The organism is Lelliottia sp. JS-SCA-14, from assembly GCF_035593345.1.
GTDB lineage: Bacteria > Pseudomonadota > Gammaproteobacteria > Enterobacterales > Enterobacteriaceae > Enterobacter > Enterobacter wanjuensis.
Genome location: NZ_CP141606.1, coordinates 3,922,645 through 3,949,421, shown reverse-complemented (window position 1 = coordinate 3,949,421; position 26,777 = coordinate 3,922,645). Strand labels below are relative to the sequence as shown.

26 protein-coding genes and 1 tRNA gene are annotated in these 26,777 nt (G+C 55.7%); 21 read left to right on the top strand and 6 right to left on the bottom strand.

The window, feature by feature from the left end:
* The first annotated feature begins 23 nt into the window (after positions 1 to 23).
* The 7 genes from pepP (at position 24) to U9O48_RS18330 (ending at position 9,496) form a co-directional block, all read left to right on the top strand.
* Positions 24 to 1,337, top strand: a complete 1,314-nt coding sequence (gene pepP / locus U9O48_RS18360; protein WP_285150935.1) for a Xaa-Pro aminopeptidase — start codon at positions 24 to 26, stop codon at positions 1,335 to 1,337.
* Positions 1,334 to 2,512: a 2-octaprenyl-6-methoxyphenyl hydroxylase gene (gene ubiH, locus U9O48_RS18355; protein ID WP_324722949.1), complete on the top strand. Its 1,179-nt coding sequence runs from the start codon at positions 1,334 to 1,336 to the stop codon at positions 2,510 to 2,512. The genes pepP and ubiH overlap by 4 nt, the downstream gene beginning before the upstream one ends.
* An 11-nt stretch (positions 2,513 to 2,523) precedes the next feature.
* On the top strand, positions 2,524 to 3,726 hold the full coding sequence (ubiI, locus tag U9O48_RS18350) for an FAD-dependent 2-octaprenylphenol hydroxylase (protein WP_285150933.1): 1,203 nt from the start codon (positions 2,524 to 2,526) through the stop codon (positions 3,724 to 3,726).
* Positions 3,727 to 4,173: 447 nt separating this feature from the next.
* Complete coding sequence (gene gcvT, locus U9O48_RS18345; RefSeq protein WP_285150931.1) at positions 4,174 to 5,268, top strand: glycine cleavage system aminomethyltransferase GcvT; 1,095 nt, start codon at positions 4,174 to 4,176, stop codon at positions 5,266 to 5,268.
* A gap of 23 nt (positions 5,269 to 5,291) precedes the next feature.
* A complete protein-coding gene (gcvH, locus tag U9O48_RS18340; protein WP_100779029.1) occupies positions 5,292 to 5,681 on the top strand; it encodes a glycine cleavage system protein GcvH in 390 nt (129 codons plus the stop codon).
* A 127-nt stretch (positions 5,682 to 5,808) separates the two neighbouring features.
* Complete coding sequence (gcvP, locus tag U9O48_RS18335) at positions 5,809 to 8,682, top strand: aminomethyl-transferring glycine dehydrogenase (RefSeq protein ID WP_285150930.1); 2,874 nt, start codon at positions 5,809 to 5,811, stop codon at positions 8,680 to 8,682.
* 70 nt (positions 8,683 to 8,752) lie between these two features.
* The gene (locus tag U9O48_RS18330) at positions 8,753 to 9,496 is read left to right on the top strand and encodes an SDR family oxidoreductase (protein ID WP_285150928.1); all 744 of its coding nucleotides are present in this window, start codon (positions 8,753 to 8,755) and stop codon (positions 9,494 to 9,496) included.
* 81 nt (positions 9,497 to 9,577) lie between these two features.
* Here U9O48_RS18330 and bglA read toward each other — a convergent pair whose 3' ends face one another.
* Entirely contained in the window at positions 9,578 to 11,011 is a 1,434-nt protein-coding gene (gene bglA, locus U9O48_RS18325; protein ID WP_285150926.1) for a 6-phospho-beta-glucosidase BglA, read from the bottom strand.
* Between the two features lie 116 nt (positions 11,012 to 11,127).
* Complete coding sequence (locus U9O48_RS18320; protein WP_282494505.1) at positions 11,128 to 11,859, bottom strand: MurR/RpiR family transcriptional regulator; 732 nt, start codon at positions 11,857 to 11,859, stop codon at positions 11,128 to 11,130.
* A gap of 52 nt (positions 11,860 to 11,911) precedes the next feature.
* Here U9O48_RS18320 and yqfB point away from each other — a divergent pair, with 52 nt between their 5' ends.
* Entirely contained in the window at positions 11,912 to 12,232 is a 321-nt protein-coding gene (gene yqfB, locus U9O48_RS18315) for a N(4)-acetylcytidine aminohydrolase (RefSeq protein ID WP_285150925.1), read from the top strand.
* 154 nt (positions 12,233 to 12,386) lie between these two features.
* Entirely contained in the window at positions 12,387 to 13,046 is a 660-nt protein-coding gene (trhA, locus tag U9O48_RS18310; protein ID WP_103946619.1) for a PAQR family membrane homeostasis protein TrhA, read from the top strand.
* 132 nt (positions 13,047 to 13,178) lie between these two features.
* Here the strand turns inward: trhA and ygfZ are convergent, their stop codons facing one another.
* A complete protein-coding gene (gene ygfZ, locus U9O48_RS18305) occupies positions 13,179 to 14,159 on the bottom strand; it encodes a tRNA-modifying protein YgfZ (RefSeq protein WP_282494428.1) in 981 nt (326 codons plus the stop codon).
* A gap of 266 nt (positions 14,160 to 14,425) precedes the next feature.
* Between ygfZ and sdhE the strand changes: the two genes are divergently transcribed.
* Together sdhE and U9O48_RS18295 are read left to right on the top strand one after the other, a co-directional pair.
* Positions 14,426 to 14,692, top strand: a complete 267-nt coding sequence (gene sdhE, locus U9O48_RS18300; protein ID WP_095283258.1) for an FAD assembly factor SdhE — start codon at positions 14,426 to 14,428, stop codon at positions 14,690 to 14,692.
* Positions 14,673 to 15,083 (top strand): protein YgfX, encoded by a 411-nt coding sequence (locus tag U9O48_RS18295; protein ID WP_282494429.1) that lies wholly within the window; start codon positions 14,673 to 14,675, stop codon positions 15,081 to 15,083. Before sdhE ends, U9O48_RS18295 begins: the two co-directional genes overlap by 20 nt.
* A gap of 10 nt (positions 15,084 to 15,093) precedes the next feature.
* Here U9O48_RS18295 and fldB read toward each other — a convergent pair whose 3' ends face one another.
* On the bottom strand, positions 15,094 to 15,615 hold the full coding sequence (fldB, locus tag U9O48_RS18290; protein ID WP_285157468.1) for a flavodoxin FldB: 522 nt from the start codon (positions 15,613 to 15,615) through the stop codon (positions 15,094 to 15,096).
* Positions 15,616 to 15,715: 100 nt separating this feature from the next.
* Here fldB and xerD point away from each other — a divergent pair, with 100 nt between their 5' ends.
* The 5 genes from xerD (at position 15,716) to lysS (ending at position 21,809) form a co-directional block, all read left to right on the top strand.
* The gene (gene xerD / locus U9O48_RS18285) at positions 15,716 to 16,612 is read left to right on the top strand and encodes a site-specific tyrosine recombinase XerD (RefSeq protein ID WP_282494431.1); all 897 of its coding nucleotides are present in this window, start codon (positions 15,716 to 15,718) and stop codon (positions 16,610 to 16,612) included.
* 28 nt (positions 16,613 to 16,640) lie between these two features.
* On the top strand, positions 16,641 to 17,354 hold the full coding sequence (dsbC, locus tag U9O48_RS18280) for a bifunctional protein-disulfide isomerase/oxidoreductase DsbC (protein ID WP_282494432.1): 714 nt from the start codon (positions 16,641 to 16,643) through the stop codon (positions 17,352 to 17,354).
* A gap of 5 nt (positions 17,355 to 17,359) precedes the next feature.
* The gene (gene recJ / locus U9O48_RS18275) at positions 17,360 to 19,093 is read left to right on the top strand and encodes a single-stranded-DNA-specific exonuclease RecJ (RefSeq protein ID WP_285143790.1); all 1,734 of its coding nucleotides are present in this window, start codon (positions 17,360 to 17,362) and stop codon (positions 19,091 to 19,093) included.
* Between the two features lie 90 nt (positions 19,094 to 19,183).
* A protein-coding gene (prfB, locus tag U9O48_RS18270) for a peptide chain release factor 2 (RefSeq protein ID WP_282494434.1) occupies positions 19,184 to 20,282 on the top strand; the annotation gives its coding sequence in 2 pieces (ribosomal slippage) (positions 19,184 to 19,258 and positions 19,260 to 20,282; 1,098 coding nt in all).
* A 9-nt stretch (positions 20,283 to 20,291) separates the two neighbouring features.
* Entirely contained in the window at positions 20,292 to 21,809 is a 1,518-nt protein-coding gene (gene lysS, locus U9O48_RS18265) for a lysine--tRNA ligase (protein WP_282494435.1), read from the top strand.
* A 48-nt stretch (positions 21,810 to 21,857) separates the two neighbouring features.
* Here the strand turns inward: lysS and idi are convergent, their stop codons facing one another.
* Positions 21,858 to 22,409: an isopentenyl-diphosphate Delta-isomerase gene (gene idi, locus U9O48_RS18260; RefSeq protein ID WP_324722948.1), complete on the bottom strand. Its 552-nt coding sequence runs from the start codon at positions 22,407 to 22,409 to the stop codon at positions 21,858 to 21,860.
* 158 nt (positions 22,410 to 22,567) lie between these two features.
* On the opposite strand from idi, the gene actS reads away from it, so the two are divergent.
* The 5 genes from actS (at position 22,568) to U9O48_RS18235 (ending at position 25,972) form a co-directional block, all read left to right on the top strand.
* Positions 22,568 to 23,311, top strand: a complete 744-nt coding sequence (actS, locus tag U9O48_RS18255; RefSeq protein ID WP_324722947.1) for an amidase activator ActS — start codon at positions 22,568 to 22,570, stop codon at positions 23,309 to 23,311.
* Positions 23,312 to 23,391: 80 nt separating this feature from the next.
* A tRNA-Gly gene (locus U9O48_RS18250) sits at positions 23,392 to 23,465 on the top strand.
* Positions 23,466 to 23,980: 515 nt separating this feature from the next.
* A complete protein-coding gene (locus U9O48_RS18245; protein ID WP_180240731.1) occupies positions 23,981 to 24,529 on the top strand; it encodes an AAA family ATPase in 549 nt (182 codons plus the stop codon).
* 435 nt (positions 24,530 to 24,964) lie between these two features.
* On the top strand, positions 24,965 to 25,516 hold the full coding sequence (locus tag U9O48_RS18240; protein ID WP_180240730.1) for a hypothetical protein: 552 nt from the start codon (positions 24,965 to 24,967) through the stop codon (positions 25,514 to 25,516).
* A 48-nt stretch (positions 25,517 to 25,564) separates the two neighbouring features.
* A complete protein-coding gene (locus U9O48_RS18235; RefSeq protein ID WP_155006780.1) occupies positions 25,565 to 25,972 on the top strand; it encodes a hypothetical protein in 408 nt (135 codons plus the stop codon).
* A gap of 153 nt (positions 25,973 to 26,125) precedes the next feature.
* Here U9O48_RS18235 and U9O48_RS18230 read toward each other — a convergent pair whose 3' ends face one another.
* Positions 26,126 to 26,737, bottom strand: coding sequence for a recombinase family protein (locus U9O48_RS18230; protein ID WP_180240729.1), 612 nt, complete (start codon positions 26,735 to 26,737; stop codon positions 26,126 to 26,128).
* Between the last annotated feature and the right edge of the window lie 40 nt (positions 26,738 to 26,777).

The window sequence follows — 26,777 nt, the reverse complement described above, 5'->3', positions numbered from 1 at the left end:
AAAAGAACGCACAGGAGGGTGTCATGACTCAGCAGGAGTATCTTCGCCGCCGTCAGGCGCTGTTAGCCAACATGCAGCCGGGCAGCGCGGCGCTGATCTTTGCCGCACCGGAAGCCACGCGCAGCAATGACAGCGAATATCCCTATCGCCAGAGCAGCGATTTCTGGTACTTCACCGGCTTTAACGAGCCCGAAGCGGTGCTGGTGCTGATCAAAAGCGATGACACCCACAACCACAGCGTTCTCTTTAACCGCGTTCGCGATCTCACCGCCGAAATCTGGTTTGGCCGCCGCTTAGGGCAAGACGCCGCGCCGGAGAAACTCGGCGTCGAACGCGCGCTGGCCTTTAGCGAAATCAACGAACAGCTCTATCAGCTGCTGAACGGTCTGGACGTGGTCTACCACGCTCAGGGCGAATACGCCTACGCCGATGAGCTGGTGTTTGCCGCGCTGGATAAACTGCGTAAAGGCTCGCGTCAGAATCTCTCCGCGCCTGCGTCCATCACCGACTGGCGTCCGATCGTGCATGAAATGCGCCTGTTTAAATCGCCGGAAGAGCTGGATGTGATGCGCCGCGCGGGTGAAATCAGCGCGCTCGCCCACACCCGTGCGATGGAAAAATGCCGTCCGGGGATGTTCGAGTATCAGCTCGAAGGCGAAATCCTGCATGAGTTCAACCGCCACGGCGCGCGCTTCCCGTCCTACAACACCATTGTCGGCGGCGGCGAAAACGGCTGCATCCTGCACTACACCGAAAACGAAAGTGAACTGCGCGACGGCGATCTGGTGCTGATCGACGCGGGGTGTGAATATCGCGGTTACGCCGGTGACATCACCCGCACCTTCCCGGTGAACGGCAAATTCACGCCAGCCCAGCGCGCGGTTTACGACATCGTTCTTGAGTCTCTGGAAACCGCGCTGACCTTGTTCCGCCCTGGCACTTCCATTCAGGAAGTGACCGGCTCGGTGATCCGCATCATGGTCAACGGCCTGGTGAAACTCGGCGTACTGAAGGGCGATGTGGAAGAGCTGATTGCCGACAACGCCCATCGCGCGTTCTTTATGCACGGTCTCAGCCACTGGCTGGGGCTGGATGTGCACGATGTCGGCGTCTACGGCACAGATCGTTCCCGCACGCTTGAGCCGGGAATGGTGTTAACCGTCGAGCCGGGCCTGTACATCGCGCCGGACGCGGATGTCCCTGCCGAGTATCGCGGGATTGGGATTCGTATCGAAGACGATATTGTGATCACCGAAAACGGCAACGAAAACCTGACGGCGTCTGTCGTCAAAAAAGCCGATGAGATCGAAGCCCTGATGGCGGCGGCACGCGCATGAGCGTGGTAATCGTTGGCGGCGGCATGGCGGGCGCGACGCTCGCCCTGGCGATTTCACAGCTGACGCGCGGCCAGCTCCCGGTTCATCTGGTCGAGGCCGTCGCGCCACAGACAACGGAACATCCGGGCTTTGACTCCCGCGCGATTGCGCTGGCGCAGGGCACCTGTCAGCACCTGTCGCGCCTGGGGATCTGGCAGGCGATTGCTGAGTGCGCCACGTCTATTAATACCGTTCACGTCAGCGATCGCGGCCACGCCGGTTTTGTCACCCTCGATGCGCAGGATTACCACATTGATGCCCTCGGGCAGGTGGTCGAACTGCACGACGTCGGTCAGCGCCTGTTCCGCTTACTACAGGACGCACCCGGTGTGACGCTCCACTGTCCGGCGCGCGTCGCCAGTTTCACCCGTAGTGAAGAGGGCGTGAGCGTGACGCTGGATAACGGCGATGTGCTGGAGGGCAAACTGCTGGTCGCCGCAGACGGTTCCCGCTCCGCGCTGGCGACCCAGTGTGGTATCGCCTGGCAGCAGCAGCCTTACGGTCAGGCGGCGGTAATTGCCAACGTTTCGACCGCGGTTGCCCATCAGGGCCGCGCCTTTGAACGTTTTACCGAGCACGGTCCGCTGGCGATGCTGCCGATGTCTCATGGTCGCAGTTCGCTGGTCTGGTGCCACGCCGTAGACGCGATGGATGACGTCATGGCCTGGTCAGATAGGCGTTTTTGCGACGAGCTGCAAAAAGCCTTCGGCTGGCGTTTAGGGCGCATCACCCACGCCGGAAAGCGCGCGGCGTATCCGCTGGCGCTGACCACCGCGTCGCAGTCGGTTTCTCATCGCGTGGCGTTAGTCGGGAATGCGGCGCAGACGCTGCATCCGATTGCCGGACAGGGGTTTAATTTAGGTTTGCGCGACGTCATGAGCCTGGCCGAGACGCTGGCGCAGGCCTGGCAGGACAGTGAAGATTGCGGCGCGTATTCCGTGCTTTGTCAGTATCAGAAACGTCGTCAGGCAGATAAAGAGGCCACCATCGGCGTGACCGATGGGCTGGTGCATCTTTTCGCGAATCGCTGGGCACCACTGGTGGCCGGGCGCAACGCGGGGCTGATGGCGATGGAACTATTCATTCCGGCACGCGACGTGCTGGCGCAGCGAACTCTCGGTTGGGTCGCTCGTTAAGGAGTTACTAAGTGCAGAATGTTGATGTTGCCATTGTTGGCGGCGGAATGGTGGGGCTGGCGCTGGCCTGCGGTTTACAGGGCAGCGGCCTGCGTGTGGCGGTGCTTGAGAATAAACCGCCGCAGCCCGTTGCGCAGGACTCAGCGCCAGAGCTGCGCGTGTCGGCCATTAACGCCGCCAGCGAAAAGCTGTTAACGCATCTCGGCGTCTGGTCTGATATCACGGCGTTTCGCGCCAGCTGCTATCACGGCATGGAAGTGTGGGATAAAGACAGCTTCGGTCATATTGCTTTTGACGACGAAAGCATGGGCTACAGCCATCTGGGCCACATTGTTGAAAATTCGGTGATCCACCACGCCCTGTGGCGTAAAGCGCAGAGCTGCTCCGACGTCACCCTGATGGCACCCGCCCAGGTGCAACAGATTGCCTGGGGCGAAAACGAAGCTTTCCTGACGCTGCAAAGCGGCGATATGCTGACCGCCCGGCTGGTGGTGGGTGCCGATGGCGCCAACTCCTGGCTGCGTAACAAAGCCGATATTCCGCTCACCTTCTGGGATTACCGCCATCACGCGCTGGTGGCGACGATCCGCACCGCAGAGCCGCACGGCGGCGTGGCGCGTCAGATTTTCCACAACGACGGTATTCTGGCGTTTCTGCCGTTAAGCGATCCGCATCTGTGCTCCATCGTCTGGTCGCTGGTGCCGGAGAAAGCGCAGCAGATGGAAGCCGCCACGCCGGACGAGTTCAATCAGGCGCTGTGCATGGCTTTTGATAATCGTCTCGGGCTGTGTACGCTTGAAAGTGAGCGCCAGCTCTTCCCGCTGACCGGCCGCTACGCGCGTCAGTTTGCCTCGCACCGAATGGCGCTGGTCGGCGATGCGGCGCACACCATTCATCCGCTGGCCGGTCAGGGCGTGAATCTGGGCTTTATGGATGCCGCGGAGCTGATTGACGAGCTGCGTCGTCTGCATCGCGAAGGCAAAGATATTGGTCAGCACATGTACCTGCGCCGCTACGAGCGCAGCCGCAAACACAGCGCGGCGATGATGCTGGCGGGGATGCAGGGCTTCCGCGAGCTCTTTGCCGGTAACAATCCGGCGAAAAAACTGCTGCGCGACGTTGGCCTCAAACTGGCGGACACGCTTCCCGGCGTCAAACCGCAACTTCTGCGTCAGGCGATGGGCTTAAACGATCTCCCCGAGTGGCTGCGTTAAGCACAAAACGTTAAATTAGACCCCCATCACACTTTCCTCTCCCGGCCTTTGTGCCGGGATGTTTCCCTCGTTTGAAATATTCTAATTCCACTCCTCTTTTCGCATTAGATTATCTAATGTCGCGTTTTTTTCATGACGGAAAATAGGCGCGTTTTTCCGCAGGAAATATCAGCCTGTGCTCAATTTTGTGAAATTTAAGTTAATTTTATGCGGGGTAAATCGCATTTTGCCAGTGAATAACTCTGTAGGCTTTTCAGCGTTTTTTGGTCATAAGCTAATGTGATGACCCGTTTTACCTTATGGTTAATCGCCGGTTTCGGTGGTAACTTCAGGGAAAAGAGAACGTTTGCGTCGACGTCCTGGAGTGATGCCGACGCCGGGTTTCGTGGTGAGAAATTTCGCGCGAAACGCAAGATTGCCCTGCTCTGATCATTCAACGAGGACAAGATGGCTCAACAGACTCCTTTGTACGAACAACACACGTTATGCGGCGCGCGCATGGTCGATTTCCATGGCTGGATGATGCCGTTGCACTACGGCTCGCAGATCGATGAGCACCACGCGGTGCGCACCGATGCCGGGATGTTCGATGTCTCCCACATGACCATCGTCGATTTGCGCGGCAGTCGCACCCGGGAGTTTCTGCGTTATCTGTTGGCGAACGACGTCGCCAAACTCAAAACACCAGGCAAAGCGCTCTATACCGGGATGCTAAACGCCTCCGGCGGCGTGATTGATGACCTGATCGTCTATTACTTCACTGAAGATTTCTTCCGCCTCGTTGTTAACTCCGCCACCCGCGAAAAAGACCTCTCCTGGATTTCCGAACACGCCGCCAAATTCGCCATCGATATCACCGTTCGCGACGATCTTTCCCTGATCGCCGTGCAGGGGCCGAACGCGCAGGCCAAATCCGCTTCCCTGTTCAGCGATGAGCAGCGTAAAGCCGTGGAAGGCATGAAGCCGTTCTTCGGCGTGCAGGCAGGCGATCTGTTTATTGCGACCACCGGTTACACCGGGGAAGCGGGCTACGAAATTGCGATGCCGAACGAGAAAGCGGCCGATTTCTGGCGCGCGCTGGTCGAAGCCGGTGTTAAACCTGCCGGTCTGGGCGCGCGCGATACGCTGCGTCTCGAAGCCGGGATGAACCTCTACGGTCAGGAGATGGACGAAGGGATCTCTCCGCTGGCGGCCAATATGGGCTGGACCATCGCATGGGAACCGGCTGACCGTGATTTCATTGGTCGCGAAGCCCTGGAGTCGCAGCGCGAGAAAGGCACCGAGCAGCTGGTCGGCCTGGTGATGAAAGAGAAAGGGGTGCTGCGTAACGAACTGCCAGTGCGTTTCACCGATGCCAGCGGCAATCTTCACGAAGGCGTTATCACCAGCGGGACCTTCTCACCGACGCTGGGCTACAGCATTGCGCTGGCGCGCGTCCCGGCCGGGATTGGCGAGACTGCCGTGGTGCAGATCCGCAACCGCGAAATGCCGGTCAGCGTGACTAAACCGATTTTTGTTCGCGCCGGTAAGCCGGTCGCCTAATCATTTTTATCAGGAGAATTCCAATGAGCAATGTGCCAGCAGAACTGAAATACAGCAAAGAACACGAATGGCTGCGCAAAGAAGCCGACGGCACTTACACGGTAGGCATCACCGAGCACGCGCAAGAGCTGCTGGGTGACATGGTCTTCGTGGACCTGCCGGACGTCGGTGCGACCGTGAGCGCGGGAGACGACTGCGCCGTGGCGGAGTCGGTGAAAGCCGCGTCTGACATTTACGCGCCAGTGGGCGGCGAAATCGTGGCCGTCAACGACGCGCTGAGCGACTCCCCGGAGCTGGTCAACAGCGAGCCGTACACCGGCGGCTGGATCTTCAAAATCAAAGCCAACGACGAAGCAGAAGTTGAAGCGCTGCTGGATGCGACCGCGTACGCAGCCCTGTTAGAAGACGAGTAACGTTGTGCCGGATGGCACTGCGTTTATCCGGCCTACAGAGCAACGTAGGCCCGGTAAGCGCCAGCGCCACCGGGCAAAAAAGTTCGAGACATATACGATTCACTGCACGTTTCAGGAACCATCGCTCATGACACAGACTTTAAGCCAGCTTGAAAACCGTGGCGCTTTCATTGAACGTCACATTGGGCCGGATGCTCAGCAACAGCAGGAGATGCTGAAGACAGTTGGCGCGGATTCGTTAAACGCACTGATCGGCCAGATCGTGCCCAAAGACATTCAGCTTGCCACGCCGCCGCAGGTGGGTGACGCGACCACTGAATACGCCGCGCTGGCAGAGCTGAAGGCAATTGCCGGCCTCAACAAGCGCTTTAAGTCTTACATTGGCATGGGCTACACCCCTGTGCAGTTACCGCCGGTGATCCTGCGCAACATGCTGGAAAATCCAGGCTGGTACACCGCCTATACCCCTTATCAGCCGGAAGTCTCTCAGGGACGTCTGGAAGCGCTGCTGAACTTCCAGCAGGTGACGCTGGATCTGACCGGTCTGGATATCGCCTCCGCCTCTCTGCTTGATGAAGCGACCGCCGCCGCCGAAGCGATGGCGATGGCAAAACGCGTCAGCAAACTGAAAAACGCGAACCGCTTCTTCGTCGCTGCCGATATCCATCCGCAGACGCTGGACGTAGTCCGCACTCGCGCGGAAACCTTCGGCTTTGACGTGATTGTCGACGACGCTGAAAAAGTGCTGGATCATCAGGATGTGTTCGGCGTGCTGTTGCAGCAGGTCGGCACCACCGGTGAAGTCCACGACTACACCAGCCTGATCGCTGAGCTGAAATCCCGCAAAATTGTGGTCAGCGTCGCCGCTGATTTTATGGCGCTGGTACTGCTCACCGCTCCAGGCAAACAGGGCGCAGACATTGTCTTCGGCTCTGCACAACGCTTTGGCGTACCGATGGGCTACGGCGGCCCGCACGCGGCCTTCTTCGCGGCGAAAGACGAATTCAAACGCTCCATGCCTGGCCGTATTATCGGCGTGTCGAAAGACGCCGCCGGTAACACTGCGCTGCGCATGGCGATGCAGACTCGCGAGCAGCATATCCGCCGCGAGAAAGCGAACTCCAACATCTGTACTTCTCAGGTGCTGCTGGCCAACATCGCCAGCCTCTACGCCGTGTTCCACGGCCCGGTCGGCCTGAAACGTATCGCCTCCCGCATTCACCGCTTTGCCGATATTCTGGCGGCGGGCTTGCAGCAGAAAGGGCTGAAGCTGCGTCATGCCCACTACTTCGACACCCTGTGTGTGGAAGTGGCCGATAAAGCGGGCGTGCTGGCGCGCGCCGAAGCCGCTGAAATTAACCTGCGCAGCGATATCCTGAACGCGGTTGGCATCACCCTGAACGAAACCACGTCCCGCGAAGATATTCAGGCGCTGTTCACCGTTCTGCTGGGCGATGCCCACGGTCTGGACGTGGATGCCCTGGATAAAGATGTGGCGCACGATAGCCGCTCCATTCAGGAAAGCATGCTGCGCGACGACGCGATCCTGACCCATCCGGTGTTTAACCGCTATCACAGCGAAACCGAGATGATGCGTTACATGCACTCTCTGGAGCGCAAAGATCTGGCGCTGAACCAGGCGATGATCCCGCTCGGCTCCTGCACCATGAAGCTCAACGCTGCCGCGGAAATGATCCCGATTACCTGGCCTGAATTCTCTGAACTTCACCCGTTCTGCCCGGCAGATCAGGCGGAAGGTTACCATCAGATGATCGGTCAGCTCTCCGACTGGCTGGTGAAACTGACCGGTTACGACGCGCTCTGCATGCAGCCGAACTCTGGCGCGCAGGGGGAATATGCGGGCCTGCTGGCGATTCGTCACTATCACGAAAGCCGCAACGAAGGGCATCGCGATATCTGCCTGATCCCAAGCTCTGCCCACGGCACCAACCCGGCGTCTGCGCAGATGGCGGGGATGGAAGTGGTGGTCGTGGCCTGCGATAAGAACGGTAACATTGACCTCGCCGATCTGCGTGCGAAAGCCGAGCAGGCGGGCGAAAAACTCTCCTGCATCATGGTGACCTATCCGTCCACTCACGGCGTCTATGAAGAGACGATCCGCGAAGTGTGCGAAGTGGTGCATCAGTTCGGCGGTCAGGTTTATCTCGACGGCGCGAACATGAACGCCCAGGTGGGCATTACCTCTCCGGGCTTTATCGGCGCGGACGTCTCGCACCTGAACCTTCACAAAACCTTCTGCATTCCGCACGGCGGTGGCGGCCCGGGTATGGGCCCAATCGGTGTGAAAGCGCATCTGGCTCCGTTTGTTCCGGGCCACAGCGTGGTGCAGATCGAAGGCATGCTGACCCGTCAGGGCGCAGTGTCTGCGGCACCGTTCGGCAGCGCCTCTATTCTGCCAATCAGCTGGATGTACATCCGCATGATGGGCGCTGAAGGGCTGAAACAGGCGAGCCAGGTGGCGATCCTCAATGCGAACTACATCGCGACACGCCTCAAAAACGCCTATCCGGTGCTCTACACCGGCCGTGATGGCCGCGTGGCGCACGAATGTATTCTCGATATTCGTCCGCTGAAAGACGAAACCGGCATCAGCGAGCTGGATATCGCCAAACGCCTGATCGACTATGGTTTCCACGCGCCAACCATGTCCTTCCCGGTGGCGGGTACGCTGATGGTGGAGCCGACCGAATCGGAAAGCAAAGTCGAGCTGGACCGCTTTATCGATGCGATGCTGGCGATCCGCGGTGAAATTGACCGCGTTAAACAGGGCGAATGGCCGCTGGAAGATAACCCGCTGGTGAACGCGCCGCACACCCAGAACGAGCTGGTGGCGGAGTGGAATCACGGCTATACCCGCGAGCTGGCGGTCTTCCCGGCTGGTGTGGCGAACAAGTACTGGCCGACCGTGAAGCGTCTCGATGACGTTTACGGCGACCGTAATTTGTTCTGTTCTTGCGTGCCAATGAGCGATTATCAGTAATACTTAAGCTCTGAACTGTAGGCCGGGTGAGGCGTAGCCGCTACCCGGCCTTTTTATTGGGAGAAAGGAAATGGCAATCGCACTGGTCACCGGCGCCAGCCGGGGCATTGGCAAAGCGACGGCGCTGCAGCTGGCGCGTGAAGGTTATACGGTGGCGGTGAACTATCACCACAACATCAAGGCCGCAACGGATGTGATCAATCAGATCGCCGAGGCGGGCGGCAAAGCCTTCGCCGTGCGCGCCGACATCAGCGAAGAATCTCAGGTGCTGGCGATGTTTGACAGCATCGACCGCGAAGGCGAGTCGCTGACGGCACTGGTTAACAACGCCGGGATTTTGTTTGAACAGAGCACGATTGAGAATCTCTCCGCCGAGCGTATCAACCGCGTGCTGGCCACCAACGTCACAGGCTATTTCCTCTGCTGTCGCGAGGCGGTAAAACGTATGTCCTTCAAACACAACGGCAAGGGCGGGGCGATTGTGAACGTCTCGTCGGCGGCATCACGTCTGGGCGCGCCGGGGGAATACGTTGATTATGCGGCATCGAAAGGGGCGGTGGATTCACTCACGACCGGCCTGGCGCTGGAAGTCGCGGCATGTGGCATTCGGGTCAACGGCGTGCGTCCTGGGCTGATTTACACCGATATCCATGCCTCCGGCGGTGAGCCAGGGCGAGTGGACCGGGTGAAATCGATGTTGCCGATGCAGCGCGGCGGACAGCCGGAAGAGGTCGCGCAGGCGATCGTCTGGTTGCTAAGTGAGAAAGCGTCGTATGTGACGGGCAGTTTTCTTGAATTGGCGGGCGGGAAATAGTGTTAATGCCCGGTGGCGCTGCGCTTACCGGGCCTACGAAACTGAAGGCCGGTGCAAGCGAAGCGCCGCCCGGCATGATGTTTAAATGTTCTCGCCGTTGCTGGCGATCACTTCTTTGTACCACTCAAAGCTCTTCTTGCGGGAGCGGGACATATCGCCCGTACCGTCGTCGTGCTTGTTCACATAGATAAAGCCGTAGCGTTTGCTGTACTGGCCGGTGGTGAACGAGACGCAGTCGATGCAGCCCCACGGGGTGTATCCCATCAGATCCACACCATCATAGGTGACCGCTTTCATCATCTCTTCCACGTGGGCACGCAGATAATCGATACGGTAGTCGTCGTTAATGCTGCCGTCTTCTTCGACTTTATCGTAAGCGCCGAAGCCGTTTTCCACGATAAACAGCGGCTTCTGATAGCGCTCATACAGTTCGCACAGGGCATAGCGCAGGCCAACCGGGTCAATCTGCCAGCCCCAGTCGGAAGCTTTGACGTGCGGGTTCGGCACGCTGCCTTCAAAGCCAGAAATCGCGTCACCGGTGCCGCCTTCAGCTTTGACGGCGTTGGTCATGTAGTAGCTGAAACCGAGATAATCGCAGGTGCCTTCACGCAGGATCTGCTCGTCGCCCGCTTCCATGTTGATAGTAAAGCCACGGCGTTCCCACTCGTTCAGGACGTAGCTTGGGTAGTAGCCGCGCAGCTGAACATCGGTAAAGACATAACGCTCACGCATGGATTCCTGGGCAAACATCACGTCTTCTGGCTTACAGGAGAACGGATAGAGCGCGACCATCGCCAGCATGCAGCCGACTTTCATTTCCGGGTTGATGCGACGCGCGGCTTTCACCGCCAGGGCGCTGGCAACGAACTGGTGATGCAGCACCTGGTACATGGTCTCTTCCGGATTTTCATGCTCGGTATAGACCACGCCGGAGCAGCAATACCCGAACAGTGGCGCGCGCCAGTTACGCTGGTTGTTGATTTCGTTGAAGGTCATCCAGTATTTGACCTTGCTCTTGTAACGCTCGAAAACCACTTCAGAGAAACGGACGAAGAAATCCACCACTTTACGGTTGGTCCAGCCGCCGTACTCCTGCACCAGGTGCAGCGGCATTTCGAAATGGGAGAGGGTGATCACCGGCTCGATGTTGTACTTCAGCAGCTCATCGAACATGTCGTCGTAGAATTTCAGCCCTTCTTCATTCGGCTGAGTTTCGTCGCCTTTCGGGAAGATGCGCGTCCAGGCGATGGAGGTGCGGAAACATTTGAAGCCCATCTCGGCGAACAGCTTGATGTCTTCTTTGTAATGGCCGTGGAAGTCGATGGCTTCGTGGTTGGGATAGTATTTGCCCGGCACCACTTCCTGGGTGATTTCACGCGGAACGCCGTGCGCGCCGCCGGTCAGGACGTCACAAATGCTTGGGCCTTTGCCGCCTTTATTCCAGCCGCCTTCAACCTGGTGCGCCGCCACCGCGCCGCCCCATAAAAAATCTTTCGGTAAGGTGAGTTTTTTCATGTTTGCTAATCTCGTCTTAGGATCTATTGTTTTCGAGTCTAGCAAAGCAGAATTAAATGTCACGATATAACAATTAGCTGGTAATGTAATATGTTACATCAAAAAAACAGGGCGTTTTATTCCGCCAGTTTCTTCGCCAGTTTCCGGCCGATGGATTCGAGAATATAAATAACCGGAATCTGTGTCGTAATATCGTAAACACCCGCAATACGGGTTTGTGGGACATGCCAGGAGAGATTAAAGTCCGCCAGTTTCGCCAGGCGGGAGTGCTCGTGGCTGGTGATAGAGAGCACCTTGCAGTGATGCAGGCTGAACTGGCTGGCGAAGCGCAGGATCTCTTCCGTCTCACCCGAAACGGAGAGCACGATCGCCAGTGCATTTTTCGCCATATCGTTGGTCACCGGGAAATAAGGGTCGTCGATATGGTTACTAAATTTCCCGATATTTGAGAAAAATCGCGCACCATATTTTGCCAGCGATCCGGAAGTGCCAGCACCGACAAAAATAATACGCTCAGACGATAATATAATATCAACCGCCTGCTCTAATAACGTATCAAACTCTTCATTGTTGACGCTTTTGAAAAAGCTAATAATTTCACTGGTGCCGAAATTCGCCTGCTGGGGTTCGTTTTGTTCCAGATATAATTTAAAGCGCACCCGGAATTCGGAATAGCCATCGCAGTTAAGCTTACGGCAAAAGCGCAGCACCGTGGTGGTGGACACGCCCGCCGCATCCGCCAGTTCACGGATAGTCATGTAGGTCACTTTGTCACGGTTTTTAATGACATAGTTGTAGACCATCATCTCGAGATTGTTGAGACTGGCAATGGCGGAATGGGAGAACATGCTCACAGGGGCTAAACTCACTCATCAGACTTCATCTACAGGGAATAATAACATGCAGCCTAACGACATCACTTTTTTTCAGCGCTTTCAGGATGACATTCTGGCCGGGCGTAAAACCATTACCATCCGTGATGAATCCGAAGCGCATTTTAAAACCGGCGATATTTTGCGCGTCGGGCGCTTTGAGGACGATGCGTATTTTTGCACCATCGAAGTGGTGGGAACCTCGACGGTGACTCTGGACACCCTGACGGAAAAGCACGCCCAGCAGGAGAATATGACCCTTGCAGCGCTCAAAGAGGTGATTGCGGAGATCTACCCGAATCAGTCGCAATTTTATGTGATTGATTTTAAATGCCTTAGTTCGGACTAACATCTGTTAGTTGAAAATTGAATTCAAAATTATGATTTATAAGGACTAATCCTGAAGTGAGATTTATTTTAGCTAACAGGTGTTCACTGGAATCATTCTCAGTTAGCATAGTCAGGTGATACATCATGATCTTACGTTCTCCCGGAGTCCTCCTATGGTTAGCAAACCATTTACTGCGCAGGGATATTCACTGGCCGAGGAAGTAGCCAACAGTATCAGCCACGGTATCGGCCTTGTTTTTGGCATCGTGGGCCTGGTGTTGCTGCTGGTTCAGGCGATAGACACCAACGCGAATGCGATGGCGATTACCAGTTACAGCTTGTACGGCGGGAGTATGATCCTGCTGTTCCTCGCCTCCACCCTGTACCACGCCATTCCGCATCAGCGGGCAAAACGATGGCTGAAGAAATTCGACCACTGCGCTATCTATCTGCTGATTGCCGGGACTTACACCCCGTTTTTACTGGTGGGATTAAACTCACCGCTGTCGCGCGGGCTGATGATTGTCATCTGGAGCCTGGCGCTGCTCGGGATCTTGTTCAAGCTCACCATCGCGCATCGCTTTAAGGTGCTGTCGCTGGTGACCTATCTGACGATGGGCTGGTTGTCGCTGATTGTGGTCTATCAGCTGGCGGTGAAACTGGCGGCGGGCGGAGTGACGCTGCTGGCGGTAGGCGGGATTGTCTATTCCCTTGGCGTGATTTTTTACGTCTGCAAACGCATTCCGTATAACCATGCCATCTGGCACGGCTTTGTGTTAGGCGGCAGTGTGTGTCATTTCCTGGCGATTTATTTGTATGTTGGGCAGGTTTGATAGCGGGTGCGGCCTGATGCCCTCACCCCAACCCTCTCCCACGGGGAGAGGGCGCAAAAACTAAAAACGGTAACCCAAGGGTTACCGTTTTGCTTTTACCTTCCGCCACCCGGCGATTCCCACCGACTAAAACTACTCTTCTAACGAATACGGCAACGGCTCAATGCTCAACGTGCTGGCATCGTCACGCACGCGGAACACGCTGTCCGGCTCCATATCGTTGTTCATCACTACCTGCACCAGCAGACGACCGTCGTCCAGCTGAACGGCAGCTAAAACGGTGCCGGTACGACGCCAGTTGTCGCCCATCTTCAGTTCGAGATCTTCACCGGCTTCCGGTACGCGGCTGGCATGGCCTGCCAGATACCACAGGGCGCGTTTGTTGGCCCCACGGAATTTCGCCCGCGCCACCATCTCCTGACCGGTGTAGCAGCCTTTCTTAAAGCTGATGCCGCCCAGCGCCTGCAGGTTTGTCGCCTGCGGGATAAACTGCGCGCTGTTGGCCGCATCGATAACCGCTAATCCGGCTTCAATGTTGAGAGCCAACCACTGCTGACTGTTGTTCAACTGCGCTTCGCCGCGCAGGGCTTCGGTCACGCGTTCAGCGGTCGCCGCATCGGTCACCAGCAGGAAACGCTCGGCAGGATGTTCAAACCACAGAATCGAGGTCGCGCCTTCGCTGACCAGCTGTTTCTCGGCATCCGGCAGTTCGCTGAACAGATTGTTCAGCGCGGCTCGCGCCTGGAAACCGGCTACACCCAGCAGAACGTGTTCGTCATCCGCGGCGATAGTGACCTTAGAAAATACGGCGTACTTCTTCAGTTCAGTCAACTGAGCGTCGCGCAGGCTGCGGCGTTCAATCAGGGCGAACCCGTCCTGACGGCGGAACAGACGCAGATTGCTCCACATCTTCCCTTTAGGATCGCAATGCGCCGCCAGCAGATGCTGGTGCTCAGTCATCTGGCCCACGTCGGCGGTCACCTGGCCCTGCAGATACTTCTCGGCATCCGCGCCGGTGAGGGTCGCCAGCGCCCAGTCATCAAGAGAGATCAGCGTCAGCGGCAGACGCGCGGAGGCGACGGGCTGGCGAGGAGGAAATGGAGTAAAAGCCATAATGATGTCCTGAATTGCATAACGCTTCGGTAATGCCTAATGGTAAAAGAGACTGTAGTCATTGCAAGCGCTTTCAGCAGCCCAATTGTGCCTTATCGCCGTTCTGCGTAGCGCCACGCAGAACAGAGTAATCCGCTTACATTGCAGGGTTTTTTCTGGAAGCGTGCTTCCAGTTAGCGATATTCCAGTAATGAAACAGCAAAAAACACGTTACACTAGAAATCGTCCCTCTTAGAGGTAGAAGAAACGTTAAGCAGGAAATCGACATGGACATTAACAACAAGGCCCGTATTCACTGGGCGTGCCGTCGCGGCATGCGTGAACTTGATATTTCCGTCATGCCCTTCTTCGAGTATGAGTACGACAGCTTAAGCGATGATGATAAACGCCTGTTTATCCGCCTGCTGGAGAGTGACGATCCTGATTTATTCAACTGGCTGATGAATCATGGCAAACCCGCCGACACCGAGTTGCAGCGGATGGTGCAATTAATTCAAACACGGAATCGGGAACGTGGTCCTGTGGCAATCTGATCTGCGCGTCTCCTGGCGCTCACAGTGGATGTCCCTTTTGCTCCACGGCGTTGTCGCAGCCTTTATTCTGCTGATGCCGTGGCCGCTCAGCTATACTCCGCTCTGGATGCTGTTATTGTCGCTGGTGGTGTTCGATAGCGTCCGCAGCCAGCGGCGTATCAATTCCCGTCAGGGTGAGATCAAACTGCTGATGGATTCGCGCCTGCGCTGGCAGGGCAAAGAGTGGGAGATCGTCGGCACGCCCTGGATGTTGAACTCCGGGATGATGTTCCGTCTGCGCAAAGAGGAAGGGGCGCGATGCCAGCATCTGTGGCTGTCAGCCGACAGTATGGATGCCAGCGAATGGCGAGATTTGCGTCGGATGGTTTTGCAGCAGCAGCCGACGCCGTAATGCCAGGGAACTAGCTAAACTTCTCGGCCATTTCGCCCAGAATTTGCTCGCACCAGTTTTGCAGACGCTCATCGCTTAAGTCGTACTGGTTGGTTTCATCCAGCGCCAGTCCGACAAACAGCTGGCCATCTGCGATGATCGGTTTTTGGCTTGTAAACTCGTAGCCTTCCGTCGGCCAGTAGCCAATAAAGGTAACGCCTTTTGGGGAGAGTTTATCGTGCAGCATACCGAGCGCGTCGAGGAACCATTCGCCATAGCCCAGCTGGTCGCCCATGCCGTACAGCGCAATGATTTTGCCCTCAAGATTAAGCGAGTCGAGCTGATCCCAGATGGCTTCCCAGTCTTCCTGTAATTCACCAAAATCCCAGGTCGGAATGCCAAGAATCAGAACGTCGTACTGCTCCATCTCGGTGGGCGCGTCGTCTTTCAGATTGTGCAGAGTCACCAGTTCCGGGCCAATAATGTCGCGAATTTTCTCCGCGGCCATCTCGGTGTAGCAGGTGCTGGAACCATAAAACAGACCAATATTCATCGCGTAAACTTCTCAATACTTGCTTTGACTTTAGGCGTAGTGTACCAGAAACCTGTACCATTACGTCATAATGGCCGATGGCAGAATCACAGGAGCAGACGTGGAAAAGGATCTCGCCCTCATCGAACAATTTCTCGATGCGCTCTGGCTGGAAAAGAATCTGGCGGAGAATACGCTCAGCGCTTATCGCCGCGATTTGACCATGCTGGTGGAGTGGCTGGCGCATCGCAACTTGTCTCTTGAGCAGGCACAAAGCGACGATCTGCAGGCGCTGCTGGCTGAACGCATGGACGGCGGCTACAAAGCCACCAGTTCCGCGCGGTTGTTGAGTGCGATGCGGCGGCTGTTCCAGCATATGTATCGCGAGAAGCTGCGAGCCGACGACCCGAGCGCGCTGCTGGCGTCGCCCAAGCTGCCGCAGCGTTTGCCGAAAGATCTTAGCGAAGCGCAGGTCGATCGCCTGTTGCAGTCCCCGGCGGTTGACCTGCCGCTGGAGTTACGCGATAAAGCCATGCTTGAGGTGTTGTATGCCACCGGGCTGCGCGTGTCGGAGCTGGTCGGTTTAACGATGAGCGACATCAGCCTGCGCCAGGGCGTGGTGCGGGTAATTGGTAAAGGGAACAAAGAGCGGCTGGTGCCGCTTGGCGAAGAGGCGGTCTACTGGGTGGAAAACTACCTGGAGCACGGGCGTCCGTGGCTGCTGAACGGCGTGTCGATTGATGTGCTGTTCCCGAGCCAGCGCGCGCAGCAGATGACGCGTCAAACCTTCTGGCATCGCATTAAACATTACGCCACACTGGCGGGCATCGACAGTGAAAAACTTTCGCCGCACGTTCTGCGTCACGCCTTCGCGACGCATTTGCTAAACCATGGCGCGGATTTACGCGTGGTGCAGATGCTGCTTGGGCACAGCGATCTTTCCACGACGCAGATCTACACCCATGTAGCAACAGAACGCCTGCGGCAGCTACACCAACAGCACCACCCACGAGCGTGAGTGCCGACCCATAGTGATAGGATTGAAAATGAAAAAATCTTTAGTGCTGTTCTCCCTGCTGGCCGCCTCTTTTACCGGTTTTGCCCATGCTGATGACGCAGCGATCAAACAGTCGCTGGCGAAACTCGGCGTGACCAGCAGCGAAATCCAGCCTGCGCCGGTGGCCGGAATGAAAACCGTGCTGACCAGCAGCGGCGTGCTGTACGTGACCGAAGACGGCAAGCACTTCATCCAGGGTCCACTGTACGACGTCAGCGGCGCGCAGCCGGTGAACGTCACCAACCAGCTGCTGATGAAAAATCTGAACGCGCTGGAAAAAGAGATGATCGTCTACAAAGCCGCGCAGGAAAAACACGTGATTACCGTGTTCACCGATATCACCTGCGGCTACTGCCACAAGCTGCATGAAGAGATGAAAGACTACAACGCGCTCGGCATCACCGTGCGTTATCTGGCGTTCCCGCGCGCAGGCGTGCAGAGCCAGCCAGAGCAGGACATGAAAGCCATCTGGTGTGCCAAAGACCGCAATAAAGCCTTTGATGACGCGATGAACGGCAAGGGCGTCACTCCAGCCTCCTGTGATATCGACATCGCTAACCACTACGCGCTGGGCGTGCAGTTTGGTGTGACCGGGACCCCGGCCATCGTGCTGAGCAACGGCTACGTCGTGCCGGGCTACCAGGGGCCGAAAGAGATGAAAGAGTTCCTCGACGCGCACCAGAAACAGACTGGCGGTAAATAATTCGCGTGAAAGCCCAAACAAAATTGCGCCGCCGTGAGGTGGATGAAAGTATTGAGTTACCCGCCGATCTCTCACCGCTCCTGCGCCGTTTATACGCCGGGCGCGGCGTTCGCGCGGCCACGGAACTGGAGCGCAGTGTCAAAGGGATGCTGCCCTGGCAGCAGCTCAGCGGCATCGAAAAAGCGACAGAGATCCTTTATGACGCCCTGCGCGAAGGGACGCGGATTGTCGTCGTCGGCGATTTCGATGCCGATGGCGCGACCAGCACCGCCCTGAGCGTCCTCAGCCTGCGCGCGCTGGGCTGCGATAACGTCACTTATCTGGTGCCGAACCGTTTTGAAGACGGTTACGGCCTCAGCCCGGAAGTGGTCGATCAGGCTCACGCTCGCGGGGCGCAAATGATCCTGACCGTCGATAACGGGATCTCCTCCCATGCCGGCGTCGATCGCGCGCACGATCTGGGGATCCCGGTCGTGGTCACCGATCACCACCTGCCGGGTGAAACCCTCCCGGCAGCCGAAGCCATCATTAACCCGAACCTGCGCGACTGCGACTTCCCGTCGAAATCGCTGGCGGGCGTGGGCGTGGCGTTTTACCTGATGCTGGCCCTGCGTGCATTGCTGCGGGATAAAGGCTGGTTTGAGGCGCGCGGCATTGCGATCCCAAATCTGGCCGAGTATCTCGATTTAGTTGCCCTCGGTACGGTGGCGGACGTGGTGCCGCTCGATACCAACAACCGTATTCTGACCTGGCAGGGGCTGGGCCGCATCCGGGCGGGGAAATGTCGTCCGGGGATTAAAGCCCTGCTCGAAATTTCCAATCGCGATCCGCTGAAGCTGGCGGCAAGCGATCTCGGGTTTGCCCTCGGGCCGCGTCTGAATGCGGCAGGGCGACTGGATGATATGTCCGTTGGCGTGGCGCTGCTGCTCTGCGACAACATCGGCGAAGCCCGCGTTCTGGCCAATGAACTCGACGCGCTGAACCAGACGCGCAAAGAGATCGAGCAGGGGATGCAGGCCGAAGCCCTGACCCTGTGCGAAAAACTCGAGCGTAGCACCGACACGCTGCCCGGTGGACTCGCGATGTACCACCCGGAGTGGCACCAGGGCGTGGTCGGAATTCTGGCCTCGCGCATCAAAGAGCGTTTCCACCGTCCGGTGATCGCCTTTGCGCCTGCGGGCGACGGCACGCTGAAAGGCTCGGGCCGTTCCATTCAGGGGCTGCACATGCGCGATGCGCTGGAGCGTCTGGACACGCTTCATCCTGGGCTGATGATCAAATTCGGCGGCCACGCGATGGCGGCGGGGTTATCCCTGGAAGAGGCGAAGTTCGACGAGTTCCAGCGGCTCTTCGGCGAGTTGGTCACCGACTGGCTGGACCCGGCCTTGCTGCAGGGCGAAGTGGTCTCTGACGGTGCGCTGTCCGGCGCGGAGATGACCATGGAAGTGGCGCAGATGCTGCGCGACGCCGGTCCGTGGGGGCAGATGTTCCCGGAGCCACTGTTTGACGGGCGTTTTCGCCTGCTGCAACAGCGTCTGGTGGGCGAGCGTCATCTCAAAGTGATGGTCGAGCCGGTGAACGGTGGCCCGCTGCTGGATGGCATCGCCTTTAACGTCGATACCGCCGTCTGGCCCGATAACGGCGTGCGCGAAGTCGAACTGGCTTACAAACTCGATATTAACGAGTTTCGCGGTAATCGCAGTTTGCAGATTATCATCGATCATATCTGGCCAATTTAGCGGCACTATTCTCTATAAAAAAGAGCGTGGATTCGGTACAATCCCGCTCTTATCACCGCATTTTGACTAGTCCAATAAAGAAAACAGACCATGTTTGAAATTAATCCGGTAAAAAACCGCATTCAAGACCTCACGGAACGTTCTAGCGTTCTTCGGGGGTATCTTTGACTACGATGCCAAGAAAGAGCGTCTTGAAGAAGTAAACGCCGAGCTGGAACAGCCCGACGTCTGGAACCAACCTGAACGCGCACAGGCGCTGGGTAAAGAGCGTTCCTCCCTCGAAGCCATCGTTGAAACGCTGGATCAAATGACACAGGGGCTGGAAGATGTTTCCGGTCTGCTGGAACTCGCCGTCGAAGCCGACGACGAAGAGACCTTTAACGAAACCATCGCTGAACTCGACGTGCTGGAAGAGAAACTGGCGCAGCTCGAATTCCGCCGTATGTTCTCTGGCGAGTACGACAGCGCTGACTGCTATCTCGATATCCAGGCCGGTTCTGGCGGGACAGAAGCACAGGACTGGGCGAGCATGCTGGCGCGTATGTATCTGCGTTGGGCAGAAGCGCGCGGCTTCAAAACCGAAATCATTGAAGAGTCTGAAGGTGAAGTGGCGGGTCTTAAATCCATCACCATCAAGATCATTGGTGATTACGCCTACGGCTGGCTGCGTACCGAAACGGGCGTTCACCGCCTGGTGCGTAAGAGCCCGTTCGATTCCGGCGGCCGTCGTCACACCTCTTTTAGCTCTGCGTTTGTCTATCCGGAAGTGGATGAAGATATCGATATCGAAATCAATCCGGCGGACCTGCGTATCGACGTTTACCGCGCATCCGGTGCGGGTGGTCAGCACGTTAACCGTACGGAATCGGCAGTGCGTATTACCCACCTCCCGACCAACACGGTGACGCAGTGCCAGAACGACCGTTCGCAGCATAAGAACAAAGACCAGGCCATGAAGCAGATGAAAGCGAAGCTTTATGAACTGGAAATGCAGAAGAAGAATGCTGAGAAACAGGTGATGGAAGATAACAAATCTGACATCGGCTGGGGCAGCCAGATTCGTTCTTACGTCCTTGATGACTCCCGTATCAAAGACTTGCGTACCGGGGTTGAAACCCGTAACACGCAGGCGGTGCTGGACGGCAGCCTGGACCAATTTATCGAAGCAAGTTTGAAAGCAGGGTTATGAGGAACCAACATGTCTGAACAACAAGCACAGGGCACTGACGCGGTAGTCGATCTTAATAACGAACTGAAAACCCGTCGCGAAAAGCTGGCTGCACTGCGTGAGCAGGGTATCCCATTCCCGAACGATTTCCGTCGCGATCATACCTCAGACCAGCTGCACGCTGACTTCGACGCGAAAGAAAACGAAGAGCTGGAAGCGCTGAACGTTGAAGTGTCCGTTGCAGGCCGCATGATGACCCGTCGCGTGATGGGTAAAGCGTCTTTCGTGACGTTACAGGACGTCGGTGGCCGTATTCAGCTGTACGTTTCCCGTGACGATCTGCCAGAAGGCATCTACAACGAGCAGTTCAAGAAGTGGGACCTGGGCGATATCCTGGGCGCGAAAGGCAAGCTGTTCAAGACCAAGACCGGCGAGCTGTCCATCCACTGCACCGAACTGCGTCTGCTGACGAAAGCACTGCGTCCGCTGCCGGATAAATTCCACGGCCTGCAGGATCAGGAAGCGCGCTATCGTCAGCGCTACCTGGATCTCATCTCTAACGATGAATCCCGCAAAACCTTCAAAATCCGTTCCCAGATTATGGCGGGTATCCGTCAGTTCATGGTTGGCCGTGATTTTATGGAAGTCGAAACGCCAATGATGCAGGTGATCCCAGGCGGCGCGTCTGCCCGTCCGTTCATCACCCATCACAACGCGCTGGATCTGGACATGTACCTGCGTATCGCGCCGGAACTGTACCTGAAACGTCTGGTGGTTGGCGGTTTTGAACGCGTGTTCGAAATCAACCGTAACTTCCGTAACGAAGGCATCTCCGTACGTCATAACCCAGAGTTCACCATGATGGAACTCTATATGGCGTATGCAGATTACAAAGACCTGATCGAACTGACCGAGTCTCTGTTCCGCACCCTGGCGCAGGATATTCTCGGCACCACTGAAGTGCCTTACGGCGAAGAGGTGTTCGACTTTGGTAAGCCATTCGTCAAACTGACCATGCGCGAAGCGATCAAGAAGTATCGTCCAGAGACCAACATGGCTGACCTGGATAACTTCGACTCGGCGAAAGCCATCGCGACCAGCATCGGCATCAAAGTTGAGAAGAGCTGGGGTCTGGGCCGCATCGTGACCGAGATCTTCGAAGAAGTGGCCGAAGCGCACCTGATTCAGCCAACCTTCATCACCGAATACCCGGCAGAAGTGTCTCCGCTGGCGCGTCGTAACGACGAAAACCCGGAAATCACCGACCGCTTTGAATTCTTCATCGGTGGTCGCGAAATCGGTAACGGCTTTAGCGAGCTGAACGATGCGCAGGATCAGGCGCAGCGCTTCCAGGATCAGGTTAACGCGAAAGAAGCGGGCGACGACGAAGCGATGTTCTTCGACGAAGACTACGTCACCGCGCTGGAGCACGGCCTGCCACCGACCGCAGGTCTGGGCATTGGTATTGACCGTATGGTGATGCTGTTCACCAACAGCCACACCATCCGCGACGTGATCCTGTTCCCGGCGATGCGTCCGGTTAAATAAGTCACTGAGTGGCAAAAAGCCCCGACGTTTATCGCGTCGGGGCTTTTTTTATGGCTGCAAGTCGGCGGCGAACTGCCTGAGCTTCTCTTGGGCGATAGCCACCTGCGACACCATCCACGGGCTGAACGCCCAGGGCGTTGCGTTGATTGCGCACAGCAGGGATTCCAGTTCAACCCACTGCACCGCCATCACTTCATCAGGGTTGAGCGTGATCGTGCCGACGAGCTTTGCCGCAAACACCGGGCAGATTTCGTTTTCGACGATCCCGGAAGGGTCGGTTTCACAGTAGCGGAAATCGACTGCGACGGGCGTCAGGTGGGCGATTTCGGCACCAATTTCGTAGCGGCAGCGGCGAATCAGCGCGTGCTCGGTACTTTCGCCGGTTTGTGGGTGCCCACAGACGGAGTTCGTCCAGACGCCGGGCCAGGCTTTTTTGCTCAGTGCGCGGCGGGTGACGAGGCATTCTCCCTGGTCGTTAAACAACCATGTTGAGAACGCCAGATGCAGTGGGGTGTGCGATGTATGGGCGGCGTACTTTTCCTGCGTGCCGATGACCTCTCCCTGGTCATTAACCAAAATGACGTGTTCTTGTATGCTCATTCCGACTCCAGTACCCGAACGACGGGATGCTGACATTATATCGCACTCTTTCACGGACGGGTTGGCTCCCGGTGGCGGAAAGCATCTTGCAGCAAAGATTGGCAACAGAATTCAGGCTGCTATCATAGGACGCCATTTACGCTGACCGAGGAGCCGCTTTGTTTGCAGGAAGCCTGACAAGAAATCCCCTGATTGCCCTGATCTGCCTGATGCTGACGTTAATGTTGGCAGGGTGCTCGGGCAGTAAATCAGGCTCTGACGGAAGCTACAGCGGCTCGGTCTATACCGTTCAGCGCGGGGATACGCTCTCCAAAATTTCCCGCATGACCGGCACCAGCGTGCGCGATCTGGCCAGCATGAACGGCATCTCGCCGCCGTACACCATTGAGATCGGGCAAAAGCTCAAGGTTAACGGCAGCAGCTCGTCAGGCAAAAAATCCTCATCCAAAGGCAAAACGGCCAAAGTGACGCCGTCGTACGCCGTGCCGCAATCCTCATGGCCACCTGTCGGACAGCGCTGCTGGGTGTGGCCTGCCAGCGGGAAAGTGATCACCCCGTATTCCACCTCCGAGGGCGGCAATAAAGGGATTGATATCGCGAATGCGCGCGGGACACCGGTGTATGCGTCGGGTGCAGGGAAGGTGGTTTATGTGGGCGATCAGCTGCGCGGTTACGGCAACCTGATCATGATTAAGCACGGGGAAGATTACATCACCGCGTATGCGCATAACGACACGCTGCTGGTGAATAACGGGCAAAATGTGAAGGCCGGACAGAAGATTGCGACGATGGGGAGTACGGGGGCGAGCTCTGTTGCGCTGCATTTCCAGATCCGTTACCGGGCAACGGCAATCGATCCACAGCGTTATCTTCCGAAGCAGGGCAGCAAAACGAAGTGCTAAATGGTTAATTAATCACCGGTTAGCAGCGATGAGGCTTGTGCAGACAGGCGTAAGGTCTATAATGCTTTACGCACCTCAAAGCGGGCGTAGTTCAATGGTAGAACGAGAGCTTCCCAAGCTCTATACGAGGGTTCGATTCCCTTCGCCCGCTCCAGATCTCTCCCCTTGTTGCAAAACACCGCCAGCTACTGGCTTAAATGTGTTTCGCTATCAACAACTTACTTAACATAAGTTGTCTATGATCGTTCTACCATTGAACGACGATCTACCAACAAGAGGTACACTGTTAGTTGTCACGGATAGTTACTATGGAAGTAAGAGTATAACTATTCGACGGCGGCAGTTCCAACCTCACACCGCGATAGCACAACGTGAAGGAAAAGCCTGGTCCGGGCATTGTCTCTTACACCAGACTGATCATACGCATTTTAAGCCCGATGTGCGGCCTTGTGGCTGCGTAAACAGGTGAATAGTGGTATTGCTCCGGTAGCTACAGATCCGGCTCTGCCAGCGCTTCGCTCACGCTCCTAACGGTACACGAGCACCCTGATAAGGTGTGATCCTTTTGACAATCTGATGAAGTCGCTACGCTCCGCTTGTCTCCTTACCACTAACGGGGCTTTATGGCTTCTATTGTCTAAAATCTCATAATCACTCGTAGGAGAATCTATGTCTTCGAAACAACTGCAACGTATTATCATCACTGGTGGTCCTGGTTCAGGTAAAAGCACCGTGATTGATGAACTCAATAAACGAGGGTATTGGTGTTCTACGGAGGCGGGTAGGGCAGTGATACAAGATCAGGTGAGGATTGGCGGCGGTGCATTGCCGTGGGCTGATCAAACTGCATTTGCGGAGCTTATGCTCTGCTGGGAAATGCGCTCGTGGCATGAGGTTGAAGAGTTAACAGAACCTTGTTTCTATGACCGTGGGGTTCCAGATGTTGCTGGTTACTTGTATCTCTCTGAACTTCCAACCCCAAAGCACTTGAAAAGTGCCATTGCTGAGTTTCGTTATAATCGCACTGTGTTTATCGCGCCACCCTGGCGTGAAATCTATGTGCAGGATGCCGAGCGAAAGCAATCTTTCGAGGATGCTGTGCTTACTTACCATTCTATGGTCGAAACATACCAGCGGTATGGTTATAAGTTGCTGGAGTTGCCTTGTTTGCCTATAGAGGAAAGGGCTGATTTCATTCTTTCGCAGTTAAACCTCTAATGCCAAATTTACTGTGCTAAATGGGGTTCGATTAACTTCAAGAATGCAGTCAATGAACCGACTAAAGTTGCCAATGAGAGGGCTGTAGTATCTGGCTTCAATGCAAATTGAACGATAATCAAGGCGCTGAGAAAGAAGATAATTATTAGCAAACTGACACGCATAGGTATTTCCTCCAATGATTGAAGAAAAGATACACTTTTGCGGCGTCGTGAGGCAACAACAAAATCTTTATAATTATACACTAATTACCTGAGGGGTAAACAAATAAGTTGCAATTTATTTTATTTCGTTAAAAAACAATGTGTTATTTGAGTTGCGCTTCGCGTTTTGAATTTGTAAAGAATTGTCAGCATTTAACCTGTGCGTTCATTCTTGTCCAGGAACAATCTGACCGCTAAGATAGCTTGAAAAACAAACCATTGACGGTGGATCATGCGTATTAAGGAGTTATCTCTTTTTTTCTGTGCTGTTTGCATCGGTTGTAATGGGTACTCGCAGCGACAAGAGCACTTAGATGTGCCGACCTACTCGGAGAGCTATGATCAGGCCCTGGGGTGGTTAGTGACTGCTCGATACCGGGATGCAGAAAATGCAGAAATTGTGATGTCATTGGTTGGAGACTTTTGCAGGAGCAAAGGGAAGGAGGCGACTCTCTATAAGACGACTGCTGGCAACACATCCATTATTCAAGAAGTTTGGGCTTGCCAGACTCCCCCAATGTTAAATGATACCGACATACTGAGTGGGGTTTATTGCCATTTCATTGTTAACGCGCCTCGCTATTCTGTAGATTTTTCAAACCGTCAGAAACAAGTAGCAGAGCAAAAGTTTGTTAAGGCTTTTGTAGCAAAAGGGATTGAATACCCCGTTGGTGGTTTTTACGAGAAGTATCAAAATAACTTTGCTTCGTGGGCTGTTGCCAAACACGAGGAGGGTACCAACACCGATAAAATCCGCCAGTGGTTTGACAAACATTGCCAGTAAAGAGCGCGATTATTCCGTCTGTATTTTGATAATAGGAGGTTAGCCAGTATGGCAGGAGTATTAGCAAGCACGGCGGCGGCTATAGGGATTCTTGATAAAGCGGTTAGCATCACCCAGAAACTGGCGAATAACAGCGATGAACTGGACAAGGCAAAGTTAAAACTTGAGCTGGCGAACCTGGTGGTTGAACTTGCCAATGCCAAGATCGAAACCGTGGCAATACAGACTCTATTGTTCGACGCAGAGCAAAAAATCAAAGTACTTGAAGATGATTTAAAAGATAAATCGACTTATACCTTCAAGCATGGTTTGTGGTGGAAGGAAGGCGATCAGATTCCATTTTGTCCTCAATGTTATGAGGTTAAACAAATCAAAACACACATGAAACTATTTTCAGCTCGTGATGAAATGAGCGATAATTACTGGTTTTGCCGTAACTGTAGTTTTTCTACTTGATTGTTGAAGAGCCGCTGCGCGGTTACTTGGACTGTTCAGCATCGTTTTCGTGACGTATCCATTTCTCACGCCCATCCCGCCCAAATATCAGGGGGCTGGTGGTGGGTTGGCAGGGCGTACCAAGCCCTGGAAGGAGTCTTGTTAGGCAGTGGCTTACGCCACAAGCACTTTGTTAATGGTGGTTCGGGCTGCACCTGTGAGGCGATGGATCTCGCTCTTAGTCTTACCTGCTTCATGAAATGCGCGGATCTGTTCGTGTAGCTTGTCGTTCACTGGGCGGCCCTTGTAAGCGCCCTCAGCTTTCGCCTTGCTGATACCCTCAGCCTGACGGCGGCGGCGGTCTGTGTAGTCTTTACGGGCGATTGCTGCCAGCATTTCTAACATCATACCGTTGATAGCTTTCATCATGGATTGCATAAACTCACCGTGTGCGGCTAACACTACATGACTGGTAGGCAGGTCGAGAGCAACCACTCGCAAGCCTTTACTACCGATTTGGGTTTTCAGCGTTTCCCAGTCCTCAGCATTGAGTCGGCTCAGGCGGTCTACTTGTTCCACTAACAGAATGTCACCGGGTGCGGCTATGTCGATCAGACGCATCAGCTCCGGGCGCTGTAAGCTGGCTCCGCTCACGTTCTCAATGAAGTAGGTGACGTGGCCCAGATTGTGAGCGGTAGCGAACTCTGCCAATGCTGTTTTGGCGCGTGTAGCGTCCTGCTCTTTGGTGGAGGCGCGGAGATAGGCATAAACTCGGCTGGTGGTCATCAGGTAGTCCTAATGTAGCGTTTGGGTTGTAGTATAATCA

What these genes read in the sequence shown, in the direction of transcription:
- gcvH (WP_100779029.1), top strand. Translation starts at nt 5,292, where the DNA reads ATGAGCAATGTGCCAGCAGAACTGAAATACAGCAAAGAACACGAATGG.
- lysS (WP_282494435.1), top strand. Translation starts at nt 20,292, where the DNA reads ATGTCTGAACAACAAGCACAGGGCACTGACGCGGTAGTCGATCTTAAT.
- gcvT (WP_285150931.1), top strand. Translation starts at nt 4,174, where the DNA reads ATGGCTCAACAGACTCCTTTGTACGAACAACACACGTTATGCGGCGCG.
- ygfZ (WP_282494428.1), bottom strand. Translation starts at nt 14,159, where the DNA reads ATGGCTTTTACTCCATTTCCTCCTCGCCAGCCCGTCGCCTCCGCGCGT.
- ubiH (WP_324722949.1), top strand. Translation starts at nt 1,334, where the DNA reads ATGAGCGTGGTAATCGTTGGCGGCGGCATGGCGGGCGCGACGCTCGCC.
- dsbC (WP_282494432.1), top strand. Translation starts at nt 16,641, where the DNA reads ATGAAAAAATCTTTAGTGCTGTTCTCCCTGCTGGCCGCCTCTTTTACC.
- U9O48_RS18240 (WP_180240730.1), top strand. Translation starts at nt 24,965, where the DNA reads ATGCGTATTAAGGAGTTATCTCTTTTTTTCTGTGCTGTTTGCATCGGT.
- U9O48_RS18320 (WP_282494505.1), bottom strand. Translation starts at nt 11,859, where the DNA reads ATGTTCTCCCATTCCGCCATTGCCAGTCTCAACAATCTCGAGATGATG.
- trhA (WP_103946619.1), top strand. Translation starts at nt 12,387, where the DNA reads ATGGTTAGCAAACCATTTACTGCGCAGGGATATTCACTGGCCGAGGAA.
- U9O48_RS18230 (WP_180240729.1), bottom strand. Translation starts at nt 26,737, where the DNA reads ATGACCACCAGCCGAGTTTATGCCTATCTCCGCGCCTCCACCAAAGAG.
- pepP (WP_285150935.1), top strand. Translation starts at nt 24, where the DNA reads ATGACTCAGCAGGAGTATCTTCGCCGCCGTCAGGCGCTGTTAGCCAAC.
- gcvP (WP_285150930.1), top strand. Translation starts at nt 5,809, where the DNA reads ATGACACAGACTTTAAGCCAGCTTGAAAACCGTGGCGCTTTCATTGAA.
- bglA (WP_285150926.1), bottom strand. Translation starts at nt 11,011, where the DNA reads ATGAAAAAACTCACCTTACCGAAAGATTTTTTATGGGGCGGCGCGGTG.
- U9O48_RS18245 (WP_180240731.1), top strand. Translation starts at nt 23,981, where the DNA reads ATGTCTTCGAAACAACTGCAACGTATTATCATCACTGGTGGTCCTGGT.
- fldB (WP_285157468.1), bottom strand. Translation starts at nt 15,615, where the DNA reads ATGAATATTGGTCTGTTTTATGGTTCCAGCACCTGCTACACCGAGATG.
- yqfB (WP_285150925.1), top strand. Translation starts at nt 11,912, where the DNA reads ATGCAGCCTAACGACATCACTTTTTTTCAGCGCTTTCAGGATGACATT.
- U9O48_RS18330 (WP_285150928.1), top strand. Translation starts at nt 8,753, where the DNA reads ATGGCAATCGCACTGGTCACCGGCGCCAGCCGGGGCATTGGCAAAGCG.
- U9O48_RS18235 (WP_155006780.1), top strand. Translation starts at nt 25,565, where the DNA reads ATGGCAGGAGTATTAGCAAGCACGGCGGCGGCTATAGGGATTCTTGAT.
- idi (WP_324722948.1), bottom strand. Translation starts at nt 22,409, where the DNA reads ATGAGCATACAAGAACACGTCATTTTGGTTAATGACCAGGGAGAGGTC.
- sdhE (WP_095283258.1), top strand. Translation starts at nt 14,426, where the DNA reads ATGGACATTAACAACAAGGCCCGTATTCACTGGGCGTGCCGTCGCGGC.